The sequence below is a fragment of the Psychrobacter sp. TB20-MNA-CIBAN-0197 genome, assembly GCF_040309765.1.
Taxonomy (GTDB): Bacteria; Pseudomonadota; Gammaproteobacteria; order Pseudomonadales; family Moraxellaceae; genus Psychrobacter; species Psychrobacter submarinus.
In genome coordinates, this window is record NZ_JBEOPC010000035.1 from 1 (window position 1) to 22,620 (window position 22,620).

15 protein-coding genes, 1 tRNA gene and 1 pseudogene are annotated in these 22,620 nt (G+C 41.8%); 13 read left to right on the forward strand and 4 right to left on the reverse strand.

Annotated elements, in window-relative coordinates; translation table 11 throughout:
- From AAEY83_RS10860 to AAEY83_RS10870, 3 genes are all read left to right on the forward strand, one after another.
- The coding region (locus AAEY83_RS10860; protein ID WP_351059072.1) for a YadA-like family protein at positions 1–2,108 on the forward strand (2,108 nt) is incomplete at its 5' end.
- A 176-nt stretch (positions 2,109–2,284) separates the two neighbouring features.
- Positions 2,285–3,052, forward strand: a complete 768-nt coding sequence (locus AAEY83_RS10865; RefSeq protein WP_227501933.1) for an OmpA family protein — start codon at positions 2,285–2,287, stop codon at positions 3,050–3,052.
- Positions 3,053–3,254: 202 nt separating this feature from the next.
- Positions 3,255–3,331, forward strand: a tRNA-Val gene (locus tag AAEY83_RS10870).
- Between the two features lie 229 nt (positions 3,332–3,560).
- On the opposite strand, the gene AAEY83_RS10875 is transcribed toward AAEY83_RS10870, so the two are convergent.
- On the reverse strand, positions 3,561–3,788 hold the full coding sequence (locus AAEY83_RS10875; protein ID WP_025645165.1) for a helix-turn-helix domain-containing protein: 228 nt from the start codon (positions 3,786–3,788) through the stop codon (positions 3,561–3,563).
- A 117-nt stretch (positions 3,789–3,905) separates the two neighbouring features.
- Between AAEY83_RS10875 and AAEY83_RS10880 the strand changes: the two genes are divergently transcribed.
- From AAEY83_RS10880 to AAEY83_RS10925, 10 genes and pseudogenes are all read left to right on the forward strand, one after another.
- The gene (locus AAEY83_RS10880; protein ID WP_025645163.1) at positions 3,906–4,121 is read left to right on the forward strand and encodes a hypothetical protein; all 216 of its coding nucleotides are present in this window, start codon (positions 3,906–3,908) and stop codon (positions 4,119–4,121) included.
- A gap of 11 nt (positions 4,122–4,132) precedes the next feature.
- The gene (locus tag AAEY83_RS10885; protein ID WP_025645160.1) at positions 4,133–5,329 is read left to right on the forward strand and encodes an Arm DNA-binding domain-containing protein; all 1,197 of its coding nucleotides are present in this window, start codon (positions 4,133–4,135) and stop codon (positions 5,327–5,329) included.
- On the forward strand, positions 5,326–5,616 hold the full coding sequence (locus AAEY83_RS10890; RefSeq protein ID WP_025645158.1) for a hypothetical protein: 291 nt from the start codon (positions 5,326–5,328) through the stop codon (positions 5,614–5,616). Before AAEY83_RS10885 ends, AAEY83_RS10890 begins: the two co-directional genes overlap by 4 nt.
- 10 nt (positions 5,617–5,626) lie before the next feature.
- Positions 5,627–5,947: a hypothetical protein gene (locus tag AAEY83_RS10895; protein ID WP_084212619.1), complete on the forward strand. Its 321-nt coding sequence runs from the start codon at positions 5,627–5,629 to the stop codon at positions 5,945–5,947.
- Positions 5,948–6,118: 171 nt separating this feature from the next.
- Positions 6,119–6,238: pseudogene (locus AAEY83_RS10900) on the forward strand (type I-F CRISPR-associated endonuclease Cas1f); the annotation flags it as partial.
- 507 nt (positions 6,239–6,745) lie between these two features.
- Positions 6,746–8,056: a Y-family DNA polymerase gene (locus tag AAEY83_RS10905; RefSeq protein ID WP_025645156.1), complete on the forward strand. Its 1,311-nt coding sequence runs from the start codon at positions 6,746–6,748 to the stop codon at positions 8,054–8,056.
- A 16-nt stretch (positions 8,057–8,072) separates the two neighbouring features.
- On the forward strand, positions 8,073–8,498 hold the full coding sequence (locus AAEY83_RS10910; RefSeq protein WP_025645154.1) for a LexA family protein: 426 nt from the start codon (positions 8,073–8,075) through the stop codon (positions 8,496–8,498).
- A 373-nt stretch (positions 8,499–8,871) separates the two neighbouring features.
- Entirely contained in the window at positions 8,872–9,387 is a 516-nt protein-coding gene (locus tag AAEY83_RS10915; RefSeq protein ID WP_025645152.1) for a hypothetical protein, read from the forward strand.
- Positions 9,384–11,864: a site-specific integrase gene (locus AAEY83_RS10920; RefSeq protein WP_025645150.1), complete on the forward strand. Its 2,481-nt coding sequence runs from the start codon at positions 9,384–9,386 to the stop codon at positions 11,862–11,864. The genes AAEY83_RS10915 and AAEY83_RS10920 overlap by 4 nt, the downstream gene beginning before the upstream one ends.
- On the forward strand, positions 11,851–15,204 hold the full coding sequence (locus AAEY83_RS10925; protein WP_025645148.1) for a tyrosine-type recombinase/integrase: 3,354 nt from the start codon (positions 11,851–11,853) through the stop codon (positions 15,202–15,204). The genes AAEY83_RS10920 and AAEY83_RS10925 overlap by 14 nt, the downstream gene beginning before the upstream one ends.
- Positions 15,205–15,592: 388 nt before the next feature.
- Here AAEY83_RS10925 and AAEY83_RS10930 read toward each other — a convergent pair whose 3' ends face one another.
- The 3 genes from AAEY83_RS10930 to AAEY83_RS10940 form a co-directional block, all read right to left on the reverse strand.
- Positions 15,593–18,850 carry a tandem-95 repeat protein gene (locus AAEY83_RS10930; RefSeq protein ID WP_351059078.1) on the reverse strand — a complete coding sequence of 1,086 codons (3,258 nt, stop codon included), beginning with the start codon at positions 18,848–18,850 and terminating at the stop codon, positions 15,593–15,595.
- A 299-nt stretch (positions 18,851–19,149) separates the two neighbouring features.
- Positions 19,150–20,319, reverse strand: a complete 1,170-nt coding sequence (locus tag AAEY83_RS10935) for an HlyD family type I secretion periplasmic adaptor subunit (protein ID WP_025645138.1) — start codon at positions 20,317–20,319, stop codon at positions 19,150–19,152.
- Positions 20,312–22,606, reverse strand: a complete 2,295-nt coding sequence (locus AAEY83_RS10940; protein WP_025645139.1) for a type I secretion system permease/ATPase — start codon at positions 22,604–22,606, stop codon at positions 20,312–20,314. The genes AAEY83_RS10935 and AAEY83_RS10940 overlap by 8 nt, the downstream gene beginning before the upstream one ends.
- Between the last annotated feature and the right edge of the window lie 14 nt (positions 22,607–22,620).

The following is a 22,620-nucleotide window of genomic DNA, read 5'->3' on the forward strand; positions in this document are numbered from 1 at the left end:
TTCTTGGTCATGGTAAACTCCGATTAATACGCTTAGTTTACCAAGTTTACCTCTACGGTTTCTTCAGCATAGCTCATACCGATGTCAACCGTAAACTTGGTCAAAAGCTCATTGTTAAAGGTGACGATACCATCAACGCTGATCCAGCAACAAAAAACATCAGCGTTACTGCTGATGGCGATGACACCTTGAACATAAGATTGGATAAAGATATCAATCTTGGTAATACAGGCAGCGTCACCACTGGAAACACTCAGGTGAATAATGCAGGTGTTACTTTATACAATGGCGATAACGATCAGGTAGCACTGACTAACAATGGTCTGAACAATGGCAACAACAAGATTACTAACGTTGCTGATGGATTATTGGATGCTAGCAGTAAAGATGCGGTTAACGGTAGTCAGCTGTTTAAGACCAACAACGAAATTGCTAAAGGTATCAAAATTGGTGACGGCAATAGTGCTAATGATCAGCAATTTGCATTAGGCGATACCATCAATGTCACAGGTGATAGCAATCTGACTACTGTCGCTTCTGCGACTGGCGTCCAAGTGAAACTGAATAATCAGTTAGACCTCGGAGATGATGGCAGTATACAGATAGGCAATAGCATCATGAGTGATGCAGGCTTTACCTTCGTTGGAAATGGCGTGAATAGAATGGTTTCGCAGGTTTCATTGAGTAGCCGTGGTCTAGACAATGGAGGCAACACCATTCGCAATGTTGGGGAAGGTGTGCTAAATACGGATGCTGTCAATGTTGGGCAGTTGAAAGATGTAGCCATTGCTTTAGATCAAGGTTGGGGTTTAAGTGCCCAAGGTGATAGCGCTACCATGGTCAAACAAGGCAGTGCTGTTGATATGAACAGCAAAGATGGCAATATCAAGGTCACTAGAACGCTTGTCAATGGCGGTCTGGCGCGTCAAGCTGGTCGAGCAGCAGGTGCAAATGATATCAGCTTTGATTTAAATCGCGATATTGCTGTTGATAGCTTACAAACGGGTGATAGTACTCTAACTAGCGATGGTCTAACTATTGCAGGTGGTCCTAGTGTTACTAAATCTGGTATCAATGCCGCTGACACCAAAATCACCAATGTGATGAATGGCGATGTCTCTGAGAGTAGTCAAGATGCTATCAACGGTGGCCAGCTCTATGCTCAAGGTAGTGGTATTAGTAGTATTATTGGAGGAGATACAGTCTATAACCCTGTAGATGGAAGCTTCACCAATAATAATATCGGTGGTACGGGTGAGAATAGTATTGATGGTGCGATTGCTTCTATAAAACGAGGTGAAATCATTATCAACGAAAACATTCAAACGAACACCACCAACATAGAGTCTAATACAACTAAAATCGACGCAAATGCGGCCGATATCATGACGAATACCACGAATATTGAGACCAACACAACCAACATCAAGGTTAACAAGGATAAAATTGATGCAGGTCTCAACTTTGGCGCAGATAGTGGTGCTAATATCAACAAACCGGTAGGTGATGATAGTGTGCTTAGCTTTAAAGGCGGCAATAACATCACAACTACGGCGCAAGGTAGTAGCATCACGTTCGATCTTAATGGCAATATCAACATGGATAGTGTCACCACTGGCAATACGGTGATTAATAGTAGTGGTGTAACTATTCAAGATGGTCCAAGTATGACAGCAGCTGGTATCTATACAGGTGATAGTGAAACAGCGCCTAGTATGACTACAGACGGTATTAATGCCGCTGGTACTAAAGTGACAAATGTTGCAGATGGCATGGCACCTAGAGACGCTGTGAACTTCGGGCAACTAGACGCTGTCACAAGAGGCTTGGGTGACAGCATCAATGAGCTTGGTTATAGAGTTGATGATGTAGAAGACGAAGCTAACGCTGGTATTTCAGCAGCGATGGCAATGTCCTCGATGCCTCAATCGTTCTTACCAGGCAAATCACTAGTTGGTGGTGGTGTTGCAACCTACAATGGCGAAAGTGCAGTAGCGATCGGTCTATCGAAAGTTTCTGACGACGGCCGTTGGATTATGAAAATCAGTGGTACAGCAGATACTCAAGGTAATGCTGGCGGCGCAATCGGCGCAGGCTTCCATTTCTAAGAGCCGTATTTATTATCTGTAGACGTCTTCACCTTGTACTAATTCAAGGTGAAGACTCATCTTAATCATTTGATTAACTATAAAGGGGAAGCCATATGAAAACCCACTATATAACTAAAATTGCAAGTTTCAGTGCTCTAAGCTTAGCTACATTGGTAATGACAGGATGTCTAGGTATGAAAAGTCTCAGTAGCGGCATTACTGATGATGGTCACATTGATATGCAAAACATCGTCTTCCCAGAGCCTGATACGGCTTGGCGATACCAAGGGCAGTTTCCTAATAATGAGAACTTATCGAAGATAAGGCCCGGTATCGATAAAGATAACATTTATCAATTGCTTGGTCCTCCACACTTTAGCGCAGGTCAGTACGCACGCGAATGGGATTATATCTTAAAGTTTTATATGCCGGATAACTCGGTAAAAACCTGTCAGTATAAGATCATTTTCGATAAAAACTATCAAGGCCAAGAGTTTTATTGGATGCCAGCTGACTGCCCTCCTAAGCCGATGACGACCGCCTCGCCTCCTGCTTTGACGATACAACCAGCTCCGGAGCGTATCAATTTAAGCACTGATACTTTATTTAGGTTCGACAAATCAGCAGCTCAAGACATTCTGCCAGAAGGTAGGTATGAGCTTGATAGGTTGGCAAAGACACTACGTCAGTATCAGCAAACTGGAACCAGTACCATTGTCATTACGGGTCATACAGACCGTAAGGGTACAGAAGCCTATAATATGAGACTGTCTTCACAGCGCGCTCAAACAATCGCAAATTACTTAGTAAACCAAGGGGTCAACCCTAACACTATCTCAACTACTGGCGCTGGTGAGTCACAACCAATAGTCGAGTGCTCAGCCAGCCTACCACGTCAACAAGAGATCGATTGCCTGCAACCTAATCGCCGGGTAGCCCTTGATGTGACTACCGTCCAATAGCTTGTTTCTTTTAACTCTTTAAGCGTAAAATAAGATGCTAATCATGGATTGGCATCTATTTATTTTTTCTAAAGGCTCGATTATGAGCTGTCTCTACAGCTTATAGATTGTTAATTAAAAACCATTAGATATTTTTTAGCAAAATAATCTTAATAAAAGACTTGCAAAGTCTGAAAAACTTGCTAAAATGCTCAACCTAAATAGGCGTATAGCTCAGTTGGTTAGAGCGCTACCTTGACATGGTAGAGGTCGTTGGTTCGAATCCGATTACGCCTACCAGATTCGAAAGCCCCAATCTTTTTGATTGGGGCTTTTTTTTGTCCGTAAAATATGGGCTGTAGCGGAAAAACCATTATTAAATCACACTATAATCATAACTATTCAATCAGCTCGAAATATCTCAAAAAAGCGACGGTGACCAAATGGTGACCAAACCGTGACTAGCCTACAAAAACCATTAAAATTAAAAGCTTCTTTTTGACCTCTACTCTAAAACTATTATTGACTTCTATTTTTCAATAACTTCTACTTTCTTTTCTTCTACATATTCAAAAATATCTCCTACCCCTACTTCAAGATAGGCACAAAGTTTATCTATAGTATCGAAATCAATTCTTGACGACTGATCATTGTATATCTTGTGCAAAGTTGTTTTGCTCACTCCTGTCGCTCGTACGGCATCCGCTACTTTTAACCTTCTTTCAGCTAACAAAGTTGGGAGATGGTTAACTATCATCTTAAAAACTCCAATTTTAATTATAAAAAATACTTGCATAGTTATAATTTTATGGTAAATTACAACTATGGTATTTAAAAGTACCATTATGGTTAAACTTTATATAAGGAATATATTATGTCACATACCTACCTAACTACCCAAGAGCTTTCTGAGCTCATTAAGTATAACCCTCGTACTATTCGCAATGAGCTCAAAGATACTGTGCTTATCGAAGGTATTCATTACATCCGGCCGTTTGGTGGACGCAAAATTTTATATGTTTGGGAAGAGATCGAAAAAGATATGCGTACTGGTGTCACCGGTAGCATCAACGCTATGGCTCTACAATAAGGAGAAATATTATGGCTAGTATTAGAAGTAGATATAACAAGTTGGTGGTCGACTTTCGCTATATGAACAAACGCTGTAGGGAAACGACAAACCTCATTGACACGCCAGCGAATCGTAAGAAGCTTGAAAAAGTGATTGAAAAAATGGAAGCAGAGATTACCTTGGGCATATTTAGTTATGCTAAGTATTTCCCCAAAAGCGATAAATGCGATGAGATGATGGCGTTAAGTGATCGCAAGGACTGTCTTCAAAGTGACGTCCTTTCATTTAAGGAATTTGCGCTGCTATGGTTTTCTGAAAAAGAGATCGAATGGCGTGATACTTACAAACGTAAGATTAAAGAAATTATTGATATGTATTTACTGCCTAAGTTCGGCACTAAGCCTATTCATATCATAAAAAAGACAGATGTATTAGCCTTCCGTTCATCCCTCGCCAAAGTGACTTACGGAAAAGCTAACAAACATCTGTCAGCGGCACGCATCAATTCGATAATGGTACCTTTAGGTATGATACTAAAAGAAGCCTCTAAACGCTACCAGTTTGAAAACCCTTACTATGATATCAAATCCCTTAAGGAGCCTAAGACTGATATTCAACCTTTCACGCTTGAGGAGGTTTGGACGTTCATTAACGGCGTTAGGGAAGACTATCGTAACTATTACTTAGTAAGATTCTTTACAGGTATGCGCACTAGTGAGATCGATGGCTTAACTTGGGAAAATATCGATTTTAATCGTCGCGAGATTGTCATTAAGCAGGCCTTGGTTAAGGGCAAAATTGTACCACCTAAGACTCAAGAGTCTTATAGAGCCATCCAAATGTCTCCTTGGGTGTATGAAGCGCTTAAAGGGCAGCAAGCTATCACCTACAAGCGCTCTGACTATGTATTTTGTTCGCATACCGGTGAGCCTTTAGATTACAACAACGTGAATAAGCGGGTCTGGCATCCTACTCTTAAGGTTTTAGGACTCAAAAAGCGCAATGCCTATCAGACTCGTCACACTGCAGCCACGCTTTGGTTAGCAGCTGGCGAGAGTCCTGAATGGATAGCCAGTCAAATGGGACACTCTACCACTAAGATGCTATTCAACACCTATAGTCGCTATGTGCCGAACATGACCCGCCAAGACGGGAGCGCATTTGAAGCATTAGTTAATCGTAGTCAAATGGCTCAATCATCTACTGACAAGGGGACATCACAATGAAAGTCATTAATTACGAGGAATTGTTTGCCGAGTTTAAACGAGATGGTGCGATAAGTGCAGATGCTAATGAGATTGCTAATACGCTTATTCGCGAACTTTGTATTTCATCTGGATCTGGCTTAGCGCGCTTCTTAGGAGTGAAGTCTTGTTTTAATAATCACATGGCGATGCGCGTGTGGGTACAGAAGCGTTTAGATGCCAATAATGACTATCTTCTTGATGAGATGTGTTGTCAGTTAGAGAGTGAGCTGTATGCTCTTCTACCACAAACCATCTATGGCTACTAAGGAGAATACTATGAGTATAAGTTTCGTGTTCGACCCAACGCTTAATGAGGCAGTTAAAGACTTTTGCCGTGAGTACTGGTCTTATAATTCGCCCGATAATTATCTCGCTCATGTAGAGATCCTATGTCAGTCTTACGGTATAAGCTACTCTTTACTGTTTAGGACACTCTCGAAGTGTCAGGCCTATCTAGACGATGTGCATTGTGAGTACTGTGGTCGTCCATACCAGCTTGATGTACCAGCAGATATACCTTATGCAAGAAGTTTGCGCTCTTGGTTTTGTGAGGGGTGTATCAGCTTTTCAGGTGGTCAGATTACTGTAAGTAGATAGACTAATAAGTGTAATTAATTACCAGATAACTTAGGTTATCTGGTTTCGCATTCAATTAACTAGCGACATATACTGTCGTTTTAAATATATTATTCATTGTTTTACGAACAAAGTTCCGTTAAAGTAAATCCGTATTCAAATTCTATGATACTTTCAATAGACGGAGCTATTATGGCAAAACCTAGCAATCCTTATACCGATAATAGCTTTGTCTCCTCTGATCTTAAGACTATTTTGCACTCCAAACGTGCCAATATCTACTACCTCTCGCACTGCCGCGTCATGCAAAAAGTGGCTTAGAAAGGTACACTCTCCAAAAATCCCACAACTATTTCATTCACCACCGCATAGGTGGCTTATGAGCAGCGTTAAAAAATTGCATGCCGATTTTAGGTTTGCAAGGAAAATCTTTTAAATAAGATTTTCAGAAGTTATGACATCAAACGCAACCTAATAGAATAGATCCACCGCACAGGTGTCTTAGAAAATAATACTTACCTTTGAGCTGAGTTTGTAAGCTATCTGTCATAGTAAGAGATTATGAGGTTTAGTGTATTCGCAACTGAACTTTAATTAATATGGCCAAGAAGTTCTTACTTATAATCTGTTTCAATCAACTAAACATTCAAAATACTGATCACATTAAATTTAAACCCTCACGACAACCATCGTCGTCTACCCTTTATTCGCTCTTGAATTTTCAAGCACGCTATCTCTACAATCAAAGGCATCTCTGATCACGTAAATACTCGTGATTGGTTATGCTTTTTTTCATGCCATCCACCTACTGAGACAGCCATGTATGCGCTTGTTGATTGCAATAGCTTCTATGCCAACTGTGAAAAGCTCTTTCGCCCTGACTTAAGAGATAAAGCGGTAGTGGTGCTCTCTAACAATGACGGCTGCGTGGTTGCTCGCTCCAGTGAGGCAAAACAGCTCGGTATCAAGATGGGTGTGCCGTACTTTCAGGTTAAAGACTTCTGCGAGAAGAACAACGTCACTGTCTTTAGTTCAAACTACACTTTATATGCTGACATGTCTCACAGAGTTATGAGCACCCTTGAAAAGCTGTGTCCTACCGTTGAAGTCTATTCTATAGATGAAGCCTTTTTATACTTAGCCGATTACCCTACCGCAATGACTGATCTTGATAGCTATGGACGTAAGCTCAAAAGCATCGTTGAGCAGTACACCGGCATTCCAGTATGTGTGGGTATGGGCAGTACTAAGACCATGGCAAAGCTTGCCAATTATGCCGCCAAGAAACACCCAGCTACCAAAGGCGTTTGCGTGCTAGACAACCTAAGATGGATAAGACGCATCATGCAGATCACCGATGTTGGTGAGGTATGGGGCGTGGGTCGCCGCTATAAGGTCAGACTCAATAAGATGGGTATTCATACGGTCTATCAGCTCGCCGTCTGTGAGCCTGCGAAAATAAGACAGCACTTCGGGGTGGTACTCGAGCGCACCTGCTTAGAGCTTAACGGTCAAAGCTGTCTTGGTATTGAGGCGGTAGAAGCTAGAAAGCAGATTATCTCTTCTCGCTCTTTCTCCACTCGCATTAGCTGCCCTGATGAGCTGAGTCAAGCAGTCTGTAGTCATGCGGCAAAAGCGGCAAGCAAACTACGTAAACAAGACAGCGTTTGTCATTACTTAAGCGTCTTTGCTAAGAATAGCCCGTTTAGTCAGACAGAGGGTTATACCTCCATATCCGGACAATGTCAGTTTATAACCCCAACCGCTGATACTAGAGTGATGGTAGCCGCTGCTCGGCAGATACTGACTCAGATCTTTAAAAAAGATGTTCGCTATGCTAAGGCTGGCGTCATGCTGTTTGATATCTGCCAGCACCATGAAGTACAGCCTGACTTGTTTGCAGACGATAGTAGCGACAATCAAACCAACCAACAAAGTACCTCAAAAAGCGCAGAGGTTATTGCCGTTATGGATCAGCTTAATAAAAGGTATGGCCAGAACAGTAATCAGCAAGCAGCAGTGTTTATCGCAAGCGAAGGCATCAAAGACAAGCAAGCATGGCAGATGAGCCGAGACATGCTATCGCCGTGCTATACCACAAACATCAACCAAATACCCAAAGTAGATTAAATCAAAGGTGGACTCAATGACGGTTAAGATAATAGGAAGGCTGACTGACGAAGGTGAGACGGTATTGCTCTCGCTTTATAGCGATAGAGTCAAAGCAGGCTTTCCAAGTCCAGCGACGGACTATGTGCAAAACCGCATTGATCTAAACACACTACTTATTCATAGCCCAACGACAACCTACTTGGTAGAAGTCGAAGGCGATAGCATGATCGATATGGGTATCTATCCTAATGATATCTTGATTGTGGATCGCTCATTAAGCGCTAGGAATAAAGATATCGTGATTGCACTAGTCGATGACGGCTTTACCGCCAAGCAGCTGATACTCGGTGAGCATATTATCTTGCGAGCCCATAACGAAAATTATGCAGATATCGTGGTGAAAGGATCGCTTGAGCTGTTTGGGGTGGTGGTGAGTAGTGTTAGGCGGTTTAAGAGGTGAGAAATAATAAAAAATTCTTTTTATGTCCTAAGATCAGATATCAATCTGCATCCATGTCATATAAGCTCTTGATCCTAATATTTAAGCAGCACACTGGTAAATCTCTATCTAAGATCCGTAAGCCGTTGTCCTAGAATTCCACTCTGTCTACCCTATCCACGTGCTTGCTAACTCTAGCTCATTTCTAAAGCGCTTCAGAGCAAATTATCATTGCTCTTCTATAAGTAACTCTAAAAGTAAAATGATGCGTCACGTATTGTCGTCTAGTTGACGAGGTGGGATTTAATTGATCGCAAGTAATAGTAAGATAAGAGTAGAGGTCAATAAATGAAGCATATCGACCACATTAGATCATTATCTTAGTGGAGTGTTTATGAATCCATCAAAATCATTAACAGTTGCCAAGCTGCAGACAACTCCTGTGGTCATATTTGAAGGCGTTCTTGAACTATATAATCTTTATACCTGTCATATCAGACCCTTCATTAGTGAAGCCTTTAAACTTAAGCATAGCGCTGCTTGGACTAAAACCACATTATTTATCAAAGAAGACAAAAGATGGTTTTTAGTCAATAATTTTGAGCTTTTTCACTTGATCAAAAGTCCTGATGTTGATTTTAATGTACTCGGACAAAAAGTGTCTGTGAGATATATCCCAAAAGATCAGTTTAATTTTGACATCAGTTTTTACGAGCTTATCAATCTCATTGCTCAATATAACAAGACAATAGATATCAGGCTTGTTTACTCGCAGTTAAATCAGATCTTGGATCAAGAGATAAACCAAAAATTATTTGGCAAAAATATTTTTGCTATTACTACATTTTGTCGGCTTATAAATATAAGTGAGCAAACCTATTACAAGCGACCTTCTGAGGGTGTTTTATGACTGAGAATGCTCATGAAGAGCTAGAATGGCTTGATACGCCAACATTAACAGAAATCATTAAAAAAATTGATAATGACCAGAATTTTATATATCCAGAAGCAGTATCGACTGCCATATCTGAGATCACTTTAGCAGTACACAATAGCTATAGACAGCCAGATGATAATCCCCAAAATCTAATAAGATTAATATTACAGGTATTACAAAGAAGGCCAGTTCCTCAGCTTTCTATGACTATTAGTAGATCAGAATTAGCAAAAAAACCACTCATCATGCAATTGCTCATTCTCATGCAACATTCTATCAATGAACATCAGCATGACTACCTACAGAAACGGTTAATTTGGCTAGCCATAGCAATGCACACCAGTGTGATGCTAACGCAGCACTGGCCAAAACAGCAAACCAAAAATATACTGATGCAATTCAAACAGGCGCAGTTTTCAGGATCTTCTAGACGAACATGGATTTGGCGTGAACTACCTGATTCACCTCAAATGACCATGAGTGTGGAAAGCATACTCACCATTTTCACTGTTCTATTAGAGCAGCAAAAAAGTGCATATGAATTGTTCAATGATCAGCAAGCTACTCATGCCGAAGAAAAGAAAGTGGCAAAAGATAAACTGAGCCAAATAGAAAAAATAACGACCGCCTATCAAAATGCGCATACGTCACGCAAGCCTAGACCCAAGTATAAGAAGCCGCCTAAACATATTAAAATTATAGCTATCAACTTAGCAGATAACACATCGAAATTACCCTTAGACTCTACTGCAACGAGTCACAACTGGAATACTACGCCTAGTAATGATGCATGGGGTAACACACATGATGATATAGAACACAGCGCTATCGCCATAGATCTTGCATTTTTAGACGCTAACACTGAAAGCTATGAAGGGTTAACCACCAGCTTTGAAGAGCGTATTGATCACTATGAAGCACCCTATGTCAGCTATGGCGAATATCCAAACTCGTTAATCAAACACTCTATACCGCTCCAAACTATAGATTTATCGCTACAGCAGAACTACATGTCTCAGCGCAATCTCGCGCTTAACTCTAACACGCGCTTACTCTCCCTTGCCGGCTACCAAGCGTTATTTGCTGCGCTCAACCAAGATGCAAGCAGCTTGCCAGAAACAGAGACTGATAAAACCTGTGCGGGTATTTTACTGTTATCTATGATTACTGGATTGCCAGTTAAATCCTTACTAATACCCGGCTATATCGGTCATCCTAATATTTTCAAAATCAAAGGTAAAAAATACTACATTGAACACAGTTTAGGTATTACTAAAAGGTCGACGAGCCAAACATTGCCCGAAAAGGATTATGAAAATACTTCTGATACCATCAAAGTTCCACTACCATCATGGCTTATAGATGATTTACTTGCTTGCGAGTTTCCCTTAAAAAAAGACTTTACGGCTTATCTTGCCGCTTTGCGTAGTAGCCTTGGATTGCCGTACCTGTCTGTCAATCGTATAGAGACCGCACTACATGTCGTGCTCTCTCGTTATACACCTAATTGCCATGCGCACATCGCCGATATCATCTGTCGTACGCCTGCGCCCCATGCTCCTGCGATGTACTATAGTAGCCACACCAGCGAAGCACTTATGGCTCACTATAAATCAGCACTGGGTATATTTAATAGCAACAGTGATTTTGACTTAACTTATATCACTCATTGGCATAAATATACGGTGGGCTCAGCGTTTGCGCTGAAGGTTGAAACAGTTTGCGACATCGTAAATGAGATAAAGTACTGGACCGATCAAAGTTCAAACGATGAGGAGCACTTTAATAGAACCAGTATTTTTGTATGGTTTGTCTTTTGCCTTTTAACCGGCGTGCGTCCAAACAACGGTCTTGGCAGAATGTACGATATCGATCTTGATATGGGTTGGCTGCTCATCAATGACAAGCCTGTTAAGAAGGTCAAAAGTGATCGTCTCATTCCGCTATGCCCCACACTTATACGTCATCTAACAGACTATAGAGCGTATTTGATTAATTATCAGGCAAAGCACCAAGGTCATCATGACATCAGCGCTATCATTGACAATATCCGTTTAGGTAATGATGAAGCACTATTAAAGCTGTTGTATGAGCGAGCTCCTACTGCTAACTCCCCTACTCTTAAAGACATCAAGCGTGGCGATGCTTATCATATGACCAAACACATCATTGACGCCAATCCCTATTGGACACGCCACTTTGTTCGTACGCAGCTTGAAAATCTCGGCGTTTCCTTATCGCTGATTAACACAGTTATTGGTCATGAAAAAGCTCGTCAAGAAGTATTGGGACGTTTCTCATCAAGTAGTAAAGCAGATATTAAGCGTGTGGCGTCCGTGTTTGAAAAGATCGCAGCACAGCTTGGGTTATCAGATATCACAATCAACCATTACCTTAATTCAAATCATGTTGGCACAAGCATTACAGAGGTTGACCATGCTAATAAATGAAATACAGCTGCCAAAAATTATTGATGACTTAGCAAAGTTTGATGGTAGGAAAAAGCGCTACGTGCCTTACCCATCTATACTCAAAGACAGTGACACGGTAAGGACACGTGAGATACAGCTACTCGCCGACTTACAAACCGAATGGGAGTCGTTGAAAAGGATTCATCCTGGAAGTATCGGATTCATAAAGTCTTTCAATAAATACTACCAACAAGCGCTTTGGCCCAATAAACGCATCTTTTCATTTTCGCCAAGCTCTAGCGATTATTTTGATTTGTCATGGCTATCTTGGAGTCAATCTTTAAGCCAGTTTCAGATAGAGCTTTATAGACAATTGGAACCATTGTCTCAAGAGGGTTTTGATGAGTTTCAGTCAATCATTGAAAACAAAATTGCAAAAGCTTACGAGTCATCTAGAACACTCAAACATGTCTGGCAAGTCGTCGTTAAGTTCGTTGATTATCAAAATAAGCACCATATGCTTGCTGAGCATCACTATCCCAAGATAATCGCGCCACAACCTACTAAAATTAATCCACTAATTACAAATACAGCTTGGTTAAAAGACGGTAAGGCGCTGGTCAAAATTATTCGCGCAGTAGAGCATAATTGGGAGCAAACAGCCGATTATAGCCAAGATCAGATTATAGGCTGGCTGATATTCTCAGGAATTGTGTATGGCGGTATCAATGAGGTACAAATGCTTCAAGGGTGGCTTATCTCATTGCTCACCAAAGAGTATCAGCCATTCATCAAAGAAAGGATAATGGTCTCGCCGCGCTTTGTACAAAAGCGCTTTGGTAATGAGCGCGAAGAAGAAAGTGACAAGCTTTACAACACCAAGCAAATCGTTGTAGATATGGTCAGTCAGTGTTGGCTGATGCATTATCATACAAAAAGTAGTCAAGTAGAGTTTGAACCTATCATTGCCAAGCTGTCAGAAGATAAGATAAAACAATACTTGGCTGTGGCTTTGTCTGACGTGATCAAGCCTTTGGGTATTAAGCCACTTCCCTTTTCAAGGTTTTTATATTACGCCAGTTACTACTGGGAGGAGCTGGAGGGCGCTGATATTGATCATGCTTCAGTTGGGGTGCTGCGAGGTATGCATAACACGGCTGGACTGAGCACGCAGGACTTTGGTCGGTTCTTGAACCAAAAATATCAGTACAAAGAGGAGCCGTATGTTCTAGAACATATTTTGACGCTGTCTATCAGCAAAAACTCTGTTAATCAAAACGAGACATCTAGTAGTAGTTCTACCAAAAAGATAGAGGTTAGAAAGTCTGATTTAATTATGAACCTGACTAAAGACTTCAAAATGGATAAAAAACAGAAAAAGAAAAAAACCAGCAAAAAGCCACCTACTCTTATCGAAAGAGTACAAAAACGCTATGAACAATACGATGACTTAAGTGAAAAAATTTTATTAGATTGGGTGCTAAGTTTACTCAATCGAAAAGAGTCAAAATCGCTTAGTAATGAGTCTATTTTGAAATATATTAGAACCATAGGCTATGAGTGGTTGTATTTCACCACAGCGCAGCCGCTTGATATTTGGTCAGAGGAAGAGTTTGAGGAACTTTACGAAGAGATTTTAGAGTACAAAGCTGTCGTACGTAACAATACTGACATTGGATACTCTGCCAATTTATTGAAGAGTATGCACAACTTTGCAAAGAGCAAATACAACCTACCCTCCGTGAACTTCCAACAGTCGAAAAATGGTCGACGTGTACGTGCGGAGCTGATATCACCGCAAGCGTACCAAGCCATTATTACGCAGATACTGGGTTCCGTAGATATATTGGAGCGGGAGATGTTCGCGCTTTTATTTATCTTAGTCTATCGTACTGGGATGCGCAAAAAAGAGCTGTTGGGACTTAAGTATAATGACATCGAAGGCTTAAAAACAGCTGTACCATCAGTGGTAATAAGGCCCAATAGCTACCGTCCAACTAAGACTCAAAGTAGTATTCGCCGCGTTCCCTTATTTGCTCTCCTCAAACCTAATGAGCTGAATTTTTTTATTAATTTTGTGCAGAGTAATATTGGCGACAACTCAAACAAATTTATCTTTACCTTATCATCGGATCAGCGCCCTATTGATGACCATGTTCCGTTGCAGTTACTCAAACGAGTCTTAAAAGACATATCGGTAGATGATAATGTAGCAGAGCATACTTTTCATGGGTTTAGGCATACGGCAGTGAGCAACCTATCTTTAGCGCTAGTAGGCCATTCAGATCTCGTAGAAGCACTCACCGATTATGACGAAAGCGACGTATTGCGTATAAAAGAAGGCCTACTCGGGGAGCATACCAATGGACAAGATCGCTGGTACGCTCTATCAGGTATTATGGGGCACTTATCGCCTGAGCGGAGCTTTGAGTATTACAATCACTTTGCTACTCTGATGGCTACTTATGCGTTGAGTGTTGCTGACATCGGACTACCCAAACAAACACTGTGTAACATTACCAAATCTACTAAAATTAGCCCAAGACAGATCAGTGATAATGCTGACATTGATGATAACGGTATGATCAATATGCCTAGTATACGTAAGCTGTTATTTAAAAATATCATAGAAGGCAAACGCAAGTCACCGAAATTTACGATCGAAAGCCGTGCTAAGCAATTTCTCTTGAGTACCAATACGCCAGCCAATAATGAGCTGTTTGGTCGTTATGGCATAAATCAGATACAACTGCTACTACAAGCATTTGATGACGAAACGCCCTTAAATAAAGCGGCACAACTAGCTAACATTTCTATATACGATGCCAATATTTTATTAGAAAGGGCACATGAAGTTATTACTATCACCACCAAACGCGGTGAACCACGCTTTGCAAAACCTATAGACTCAGTGACCACCGCTTTAAGTCCGCTTAGCGTTCAACATCAAAGTGACTTAAGATTACTATCACTCTTACTGAGTCACGCTCATCGGCTAAGAAAAACGTCTGAGTCTGACTGGGCTTGGTTCATTAAGATATGCCGCCAGCGAATTTCTAATAGTAGGACCTATATATCATTCTTACAAGAAGAAAAGGAGAGTTTGCAGCGATTTATGCGTATTGCTGAAGAACTACTACCTTTAAAGCATTGGCTTATGACTAGCAACGACATAGTACTAGAAAACACTAAATCAGATGAAGACTACCAAGACATCAAGAAGCAAGCTAATAACTCAGTGAATACGGTTCATATTGGTATCGCTAGCCGAGATCATAGAAGTAAAACAAGAAAATGGCAGTACTCGCCGCTACTCAGGTTCTTTGTACATATAATGTTGATTACTGATGAGAAGTTACTCATAATATGTGACAAGTAGCTCATACCTGTCTCATCAAGATAACGATCTCCTGCAGGAATAGAAACCACCGTAGTACCACTTGCTAATTCACTCTCAACACTACTTGTCGCGATAGCGCCAACTAGTGTATGTAGTCCTATCGATAAGCACCACCTTCCGCCCAGTTATCCGCTTCGTCAACTTTACCTTGTTCAACAATAGCTCATTGCCTAGCCCTATAAATAAGTAGCGGTACCATAAAAGCTTGACTGACGGATAAAAATATTTGTAATACCCTAATTGTTATTTAAGTCCATTAGGGCAACGTTACCTGTCAGTCCTCCTTAGCTATGCTCAAAAAAAGCGGGCGATGAATAATCATCGCCCGCTTTTTCAATATTGATTGCTGTATACAACCGAGTGCTACCTACATGATATGGAACATCGCTTCCGCCTGCATATTATCATTGAGCGTTTGCACTTGACCTATAGTGAAGTCCACTGCTGTTGATGGCTCAGAGGCTCCACTAGATACTGACGTAGTAGCAGTCTCATTAGCTATATTTGCATCCACTGTATCATCGCCTTCAAACACTAATTCATCATTATTTACATCAAGTAAGTCACCAATGCTAGGCAGCTCGGTCAGTTTTGAGTCTGTAAGAGAGCCTATATCCATAGTTTCTATATCGTTGAAGGCTGAAATAGTATTTTCATTACTATATAGAGCGGTCTCATCATCTACTGAACTCAAACTAATAGAGTCTTCACTGATGCTATAGCTATCATCCTGCGATATACCATCACTCTCAAAGTTATGGAGTGTCAACTCACTAGGCTCTGGAGATGTTGCATCTGAGGTAATATTGATCCCATAGTGACTCGCTTGCTTAGTATCTAAATCAATGACTTTAATATAAAAATCTTCTGCAAGCTCTGACTCATCCAAGCCAAGTTCGGTACGGTCAGATTGATACGTATAATCACCATTTGGCTTTACAGTTAGCTGACCATTCTCAGTGTTCACTGTCAATGATTCCGCTGACGGACTGCCTGCTTGGATTGTAATCGTCTGCCCAGCTATCTGAATATCATAGTTGTCAGGGACGTTGACATTGTCATCTGCAAAGATATTGCCTGTAATGTCTTGATAACCAGTAAACTCAGTATATTCAACATCTTTAAACTCAGTAACATTAAAATCAATTAATGATCCTGATGAATATACATACAAGTCTAGAGTATATTTACCTGGTGACAAAGTATTTTTGCTCAGCTCAATCAAATAGTTATTCGAGCCTACTGATGAAATTGAACCGCTGGATGAAGAAGACATCCCTGGTCCTTGAAACGTATAGTTATAGCTGCCTCGAATGATATTAGAACCATTAGTCAGCTCCAGCTGAGGCATCCCATTTTGACCAGTGACTTCAAACTCTATAACTTCATTTATATAAGAGGATGCCTGCTTTTCTACTACCGTCTGCTGCTCACTGACAACGCTAGTTTCAAAGACTTCTTGCAACTCAATATTAGATTCTTGAGTAAGCGAATCGACAGTAATCGTAGCAGTTTGGGTGATCACGCCACCCTGACCGTCATTAATGGTATAAGTGAAGCTGTCTTCACCATTGAAGTCGGCGTTTGGTGTGTAGGTGTAGCTGCCATCGGCATTGACAATAACACTGCCATTTGTAGTTTCTTCATCTAAAGCATAAGTGAGGGTGTCACCATCCACATCAGTGGCTTCAGCTAGCATACCTGTATCGATGATATTCTCCGCAACACCAATAACACTATCTTCTGAGACTGGCGCATCATTTACGGCAGCGATAGTGATTGTTGCGGTTTGAGTGATCACGCCACCCTGACCGTCATCAATGGTATAAGTGAAGCTGTCTTCGCCATTGAAGTCGGCGTTTGGCGTGTAGCTATAGCTACCATCTGCGTTGACAGTGACAGTACCATTGGCAGCATTGTCTTTTAATGCATAGGTTAAGTCATCACCATCCGCATCGGTAGCAGCTTCTAGCTGACCTTCAGCTACAGTGTCTTCTGTCGCTTCAATGGCAGTATCTGTTGAAACCGGTAGATCATTGACTGAAGCGACGGTAATAGTTGCCGTTTTAGTAATGGTCTCTGTACCATCAGTCACAGTATAGGTAAAGCTATCTTCACCATGGAAGTTAGCATTTGGCGTGTAGCTGTAGCTGCCATCGGCATTGACAATAACACTGCCATTTGTAGTTTCTTCATCTAAAGCATAAGTGAGGGTGTCACCATCCACATCAGTGGCTGTCGCTAACTGACCTTCAGCTACGGTGTCTTCTGTAGCAGCAATAACACTATCTTCTGAGACTGGCGCATCATTTACGGCAGCGATAGTGATTGTTGCGGTTTGAGTGATCACGCCACCCTGACCGTCATCAATGGTATAAGTGAAGCTGTCTTCGCCATTGAAGTCGGCGTTTGGCGTGTAGCTATAGCTACCATCTGCGTTGACAGTGACAGTACCATTGGCAGCATTGTCTTTTAATGCATAGGTTAAGTCATCACTATCCGCATCGGTAGCAGCTTCTAGCTGACCTTCAGCTACAGTGTCTTCTGTCGCTTCAATGGCAGTATCTGTTGAAACCGGTAGATCATTGACTGAAGCGACGGTAATAGTTGCCGTTTTAGTAATGGTCTCTGTACCATCAGTCACAGTATAGGTAAAGCTATCTTCACCATGGAAGTTAGCATTTGGCGTGTAGCTGTAGCTGCCATCGGCATTGACAATAACACTGCCATTTGTAGTTTCTTCATCTAAAGCATAAGTGAGGGTGTCACCATCCACATCAGTGGCTGTCGCTAACTGACCTTCAGCTACGGTGTCTTCTGTAGCAGCAATAACACTATCTTCTGAGACTGGCGCATCATTTACGGCAGCGATAGTGATTGTTGCGGTTTGAGTGATCACGCCACCCTGACTGTCATCAATGGTATAAGTGAAGCTGTCTTCGCCATTGAAGTCGGCGTTTGGCGTGTAGCTATAGCTACCATCTGCGTTGACAGTGACAGTACCATTGGCAGCATTGTCTTTTAATGCATAGGTTAAGTCATCACCATCCGCATCGGTAGCGGTCGCTAGCTGACCAGTCGCGACGGTGTCTTCGGTGGCTGTAATGATTGAGTCTTTTGAGACTGGTAATTTATTAGCAGGCGGTTTTGATGAACTATCACTTGAACCACTGCTTATAGCTGCTATTCCTAACGCGGCAGCGCCAATTGAACCTAATAAGGCGCCATTACTAATACCGCCTATTAATGAAGCATCGCCTAGCATCTCCGATACAAGCGTTGTATAGGAGGTTTCTGAAGCTACTTGTGTCGTCACGCCTGTTTCAGCACTTATATAATCAAACTCAACAAAACCTGAATCACCAACTGTGCCAAGCTCAATATTATTTGTTAGATAATAATCCTCAATAGTAAGTAATGTCTCACCATTTTCATCTGCAATCAGTAAATCATCAGCCACTTTTTTAGCTTTTAGCTTTTTAGCTGGTTGACCTGTTTTAGCTTCCACTAGGCTAATTTTCATGCCTTCTTCAGCAGCTATTTTAGTAGGTTGATTGCTATTTAATACTTGATTAACCAAGTTGACATTGTTTTTGTGAACGGCAAGTTGAATTGTTTGTGACATCATATATCCTTATTGAACTTTCCTACAAGTTAGGAAGATTTTTCTAATCAGAAGAGGTTTTGTTTTAAGTGGGTAACATTAACTAACAGTATTGCTACTATGTTAGCACACATTAGTTTAATCTGACAGGAATAAACGTTTCAAGCGCTTTATTATTTATTAAAACTAGTTCTAAGGTTATATAGCCAGACTGGATAGACCTGCTATTCTAAAAGACTTTTATAATAACTGTATACTTGCAGCAAATATTGAAGATATAAAATAGCTTAGAAGTTAATTACGAATAGATCATGACCCTATTATCGTTCGCCCAAGCCTTCAGAAAAGGTTTTGGTAATAGGTTTGGTCAGATAGGATAGTACTGAGCGTTCTTGGGCTTTGATATCTACCGAAGCAGTCATTCCAGGCTTAATCACAATCTCATCACGACGCTCAGCAAACTCAGCACCAGTAATTTTGATCTGTACCCGGTAATAAGGCTCTTCGCCATTGGGTGTTTGCTCCATCAGAGTATCGGGACTGATATAAACCACATTGCCATTCATAGCACCAAATATAGAATAATCATAGGCATCCAGCTTGACAGTAGCCGCCTGCCCTTCTTTGACATATGCAATATCTGCAGGACTGACCTTAGCCTCAACAATCAAGTCGCTACTGGTCGGCAGGATCTCCATGATGATCTCACCTGGCTTGACCACGCCGCCGATAGTAGTGATAAGGATGTTATTGACTTTGCCATCTGTGGGGGCAAACAGGTTTTTTTCTTCCAGTACTTGTGAGAAATCACGCAATTGCTCAAGCTCAGTATCTAACTCCTCTTGTGCTTTGGTCATTTCTGACTGCGCTTCTTCGAAGTATTTATTACGCTTATTGGTGATTTGCGCTTGGATTTCTGCCACTTGCCGACGGAGCTTAATTACATCAGCCTGACTGACATCTCCATGAGCAAGTAAAGGCTCGTTCATACTCAGCTCTTGATTTGCCAATACCATCATTTTTCGTAAAGAACTAACATCCTGCTCGATAGCACGGCGGCGGCGATTGTACAGTTGCGTTTGATTGTTTATATATTCATCATACTGCAAAATATCATCTGGAAACGTTAATGGTCGCTCATATATTTCAGCTTCAAGTCGAGCTAGCTTGGCTTTTAGGGCTGCTATTTTAGAGCTTGCATTGGCGACTGCCGCTTGTGCCCGCTCTTCTTCTAAGGTAACAACCAGTTGCCCTTTAGTGACGTCTTCACCTTCTTTGACTAAGATATCAGTCAATACGCCACCCTCAACCGCTTGAATGTCTTGTGTACGAGCACTAGCGATAACAGTTGCTGTGGCTCGAGTCACCTGATCTATTTTTGCAAAATAAGCCCAAATAACTAATACAATGATACCGAATAGAGCGCCCCAAATAATGATACGGGTACGTCCAACTTTAGGATCATGAGACTTATGTTGGTAATTATTCATTGGCTTGCCCTACATTATCATCTTTATCAGACTGATCATCAGCTTTCACTTCAATACTTGAGGTTTTTTTACTGATAACACGAGTTTTTGGTTGGCTGACCTTTACTGCGGTTTTATGAGCAGGTTTTCGCTCTTCATTGCTTTGTAATTGGGCCAGCACTTTTGATTTTGGCCCATCCATCACGATTTGTTGATTGTCCATAATGATGATGCGATCAACCAATTGCAGCAGTGGCATTTTGTGAGTGGCCACGATTAAAGTGTGATCTTCTCCAAAATGCTTATGCAACACATCGATACACTGTGCTTCCTGCCGATTATCCATAGAGGCGGTTGGCTCGTCCATCAATACCACCGAAGGCTTGGTTAATACTAAGCGTGTAAAAGCAACCAACTGCTTTTGTCCTCCTGATAATCCCTTGCCTCCTTCACTAATAGGCAGATCTAAACCACTAGAATGGCTGGCAACCAGTCTAATCAGTCCCGTCTTGACCAACGCATCATGCATAACGTCATCGCTAGGCGCTGGTAAGCCGATCAATAGGTTTTCTCGTAGCGTACCCTCAAAAAGGCGATGATCCTGTTGTAGGTAGCCCACTTGCGCACTCAAAGACTCACGACTGATCTGCTGCATGTCAAGCCCATCTAACAACACCCTGCCCTGTGTGGGCGCATATAATCCAGACAATACTTTTAATAGGGTTGATTTGCCAGAACCAATAGGTCCTAAAACAGCAATACGCTCGCCTGCTTTAATCTGTAGCCTACTGATAGCTAAAGCGGGCTGATCATTATTTTGGTAGTTGAATATCACTTTTTCTAAGTCAAAACTCCCTGAGATATGACTGGGCGATAACGGGTGACTGACACCGTGATTGTCTTGCTCTAGTGAGAATAACTGCTCTATATTAAGTTTGGCAGCTTTGGCATGTGAGTGCTGTACCAATAGATTAGGAATACCCATTACTGGTGCTAAAATACGACCGCCTAAGATTGAGCAAGCGATCAAGCCACCCATGGTCATATCTCCTGACATCACTACAAAAGAACCCACAATCACAATACCGACATAGCTGACCTGCTGTATCATCTGTGACAAGTAACTTAGGTTGTCATTGGCATGCTTCATATCCAAATCATTTTTGGTGGTGATGTTCATCACATCAAGCCAGCGTGACAAAAACTTCCAATTGCCTGATCCGGCCTTAATCGTTTCAACGCCTTCTACCGTCTCTACTAAGATACCTGTCTTGCGATAAGAGGCTTGCGCGCCCACAGCGGCGATACTGTCGATTTTTTTGCGTGCACTAAGACCTAGTACAATCGCCACCACGGCGGCAACAATAGGCACTAAAGCGACTAATGGATTACCAATAATAATAATAAGGGTCACAAATATGATCGCCATCGGTATATCGACCAAGCCAAACAACGTACTTGCTGTATAAAAACTGCGAACCTGCTCATATCCACGCAGCTGCGCCGCCATAGACCCCACAGACCCTGGCATCTGATCGATGCGCACGCCTAATAGACGCTGAAAAACCTCACGTGATAAATACTGGTCGAGATTGACCACCACTTTGTCCATAATCTTGGAGCGGGCAAACTTCATAAAAGTTTCAAATAAGATGACCAGACCTACCCCACTCGCTAAAATAATCAAAGTGTATTCGCTACGAGTTGGAATCACACGATCATAGACCTGCATCGAAAACAGCGATACGGCAAGTGCCAACATATTGATTAAAAACGAGGCAACAACTGCCTCTACAATAATGCCACGGTAGTTTTTGAGGTCTTTTTTTAGAATCTGATCAAAGCTTAACCGTTTACGCTTACTAGGCTCGCCCTCTAATCGTATTCGCAATAACTGGCTAAAAGCCTCGCTTGCATGCACACTCTTGCCCTCAGACTGGCGAAACTGCCACAGCCCTTGCGGGGTTTGCTGCTCAATCACGCCCCATCCTTGCGTAGGGTGCAAAGCCAACAATGGCAAAAATGCGGCATCGGGTATTGGTAAAGATTCTGGCAACTGATCAATGCCCAACTGTTCCAGCACCCTAACAATACTCGCCAGCGTCACAAGCTCTGTCTGCTGATGCAGCACTCCATGCAAGCGCACACTATCAATAGGATAGCCTTGCTGAGTCAGCAAAGTGTGTAACGCTGCCGCCAATTGCGCCGCTTGCTCATCAGGGGCAGGCGTCGATAACTGCGAAGTAGGATTTGCCATCAGCTCGCTGTCAGATGTAGCGTCATTCGAAGCTGGAACTGGTGTGCTCATGATAAATATATCCT

Bases quoted from the DNA above. Each gene is read 5' to 3' on its own strand.
- AAEY83_RS10865 (WP_227501933.1), top strand. From the start codon at position 2,285: ATGAAAAGTCTCAGTAGCGGCATTACTGATGATGGTCACATTGATATG.
- AAEY83_RS10875 (WP_025645165.1), bottom strand. From the start codon at position 3,788: ATGATAGTTAACCATCTCCCAACTTTGTTAGCTGAAAGAAGGTTAAAA.
- AAEY83_RS10880 (WP_025645163.1), top strand. From the start codon at position 3,906: ATGTCACATACCTACCTAACTACCCAAGAGCTTTCTGAGCTCATTAAG.
- AAEY83_RS10885 (WP_025645160.1), top strand. From the start codon at position 4,133: ATGGCTAGTATTAGAAGTAGATATAACAAGTTGGTGGTCGACTTTCGC.
- AAEY83_RS10890 (WP_025645158.1), top strand. From the start codon at position 5,326: ATGAAAGTCATTAATTACGAGGAATTGTTTGCCGAGTTTAAACGAGAT.
- AAEY83_RS10895 (WP_084212619.1), top strand. From the start codon at position 5,627: ATGAGTATAAGTTTCGTGTTCGACCCAACGCTTAATGAGGCAGTTAAA.
- AAEY83_RS10905 (WP_025645156.1), top strand. From the start codon at position 6,746: ATGTATGCGCTTGTTGATTGCAATAGCTTCTATGCCAACTGTGAAAAG.
- AAEY83_RS10910 (WP_025645154.1), top strand. From the start codon at position 8,073: ATGACGGTTAAGATAATAGGAAGGCTGACTGACGAAGGTGAGACGGTA.
- AAEY83_RS10915 (WP_025645152.1), top strand. From the start codon at position 8,872: ATGAATCCATCAAAATCATTAACAGTTGCCAAGCTGCAGACAACTCCT.
- AAEY83_RS10920 (WP_025645150.1), top strand. From the start codon at position 9,384: ATGACTGAGAATGCTCATGAAGAGCTAGAATGGCTTGATACGCCAACA.
- AAEY83_RS10925 (WP_025645148.1), top strand. From the start codon at position 11,851: ATGCTAATAAATGAAATACAGCTGCCAAAAATTATTGATGACTTAGCA.
- AAEY83_RS10930 (WP_351059078.1), bottom strand. From the start codon at position 18,850: ATGTCACAAACAATTCAACTTGCCGTTCACAAAAACAATGTCAACTTG.
- AAEY83_RS10935 (WP_025645138.1), bottom strand. From the start codon at position 20,319: ATGAATAATTACCAACATAAGTCTCATGATCCTAAAGTTGGACGTACC.
- AAEY83_RS10940 (WP_025645139.1), bottom strand. From the start codon at position 22,606: ATGAGCACACCAGTTCCAGCTTCGAATGACGCTACATCTGACAGCGAG.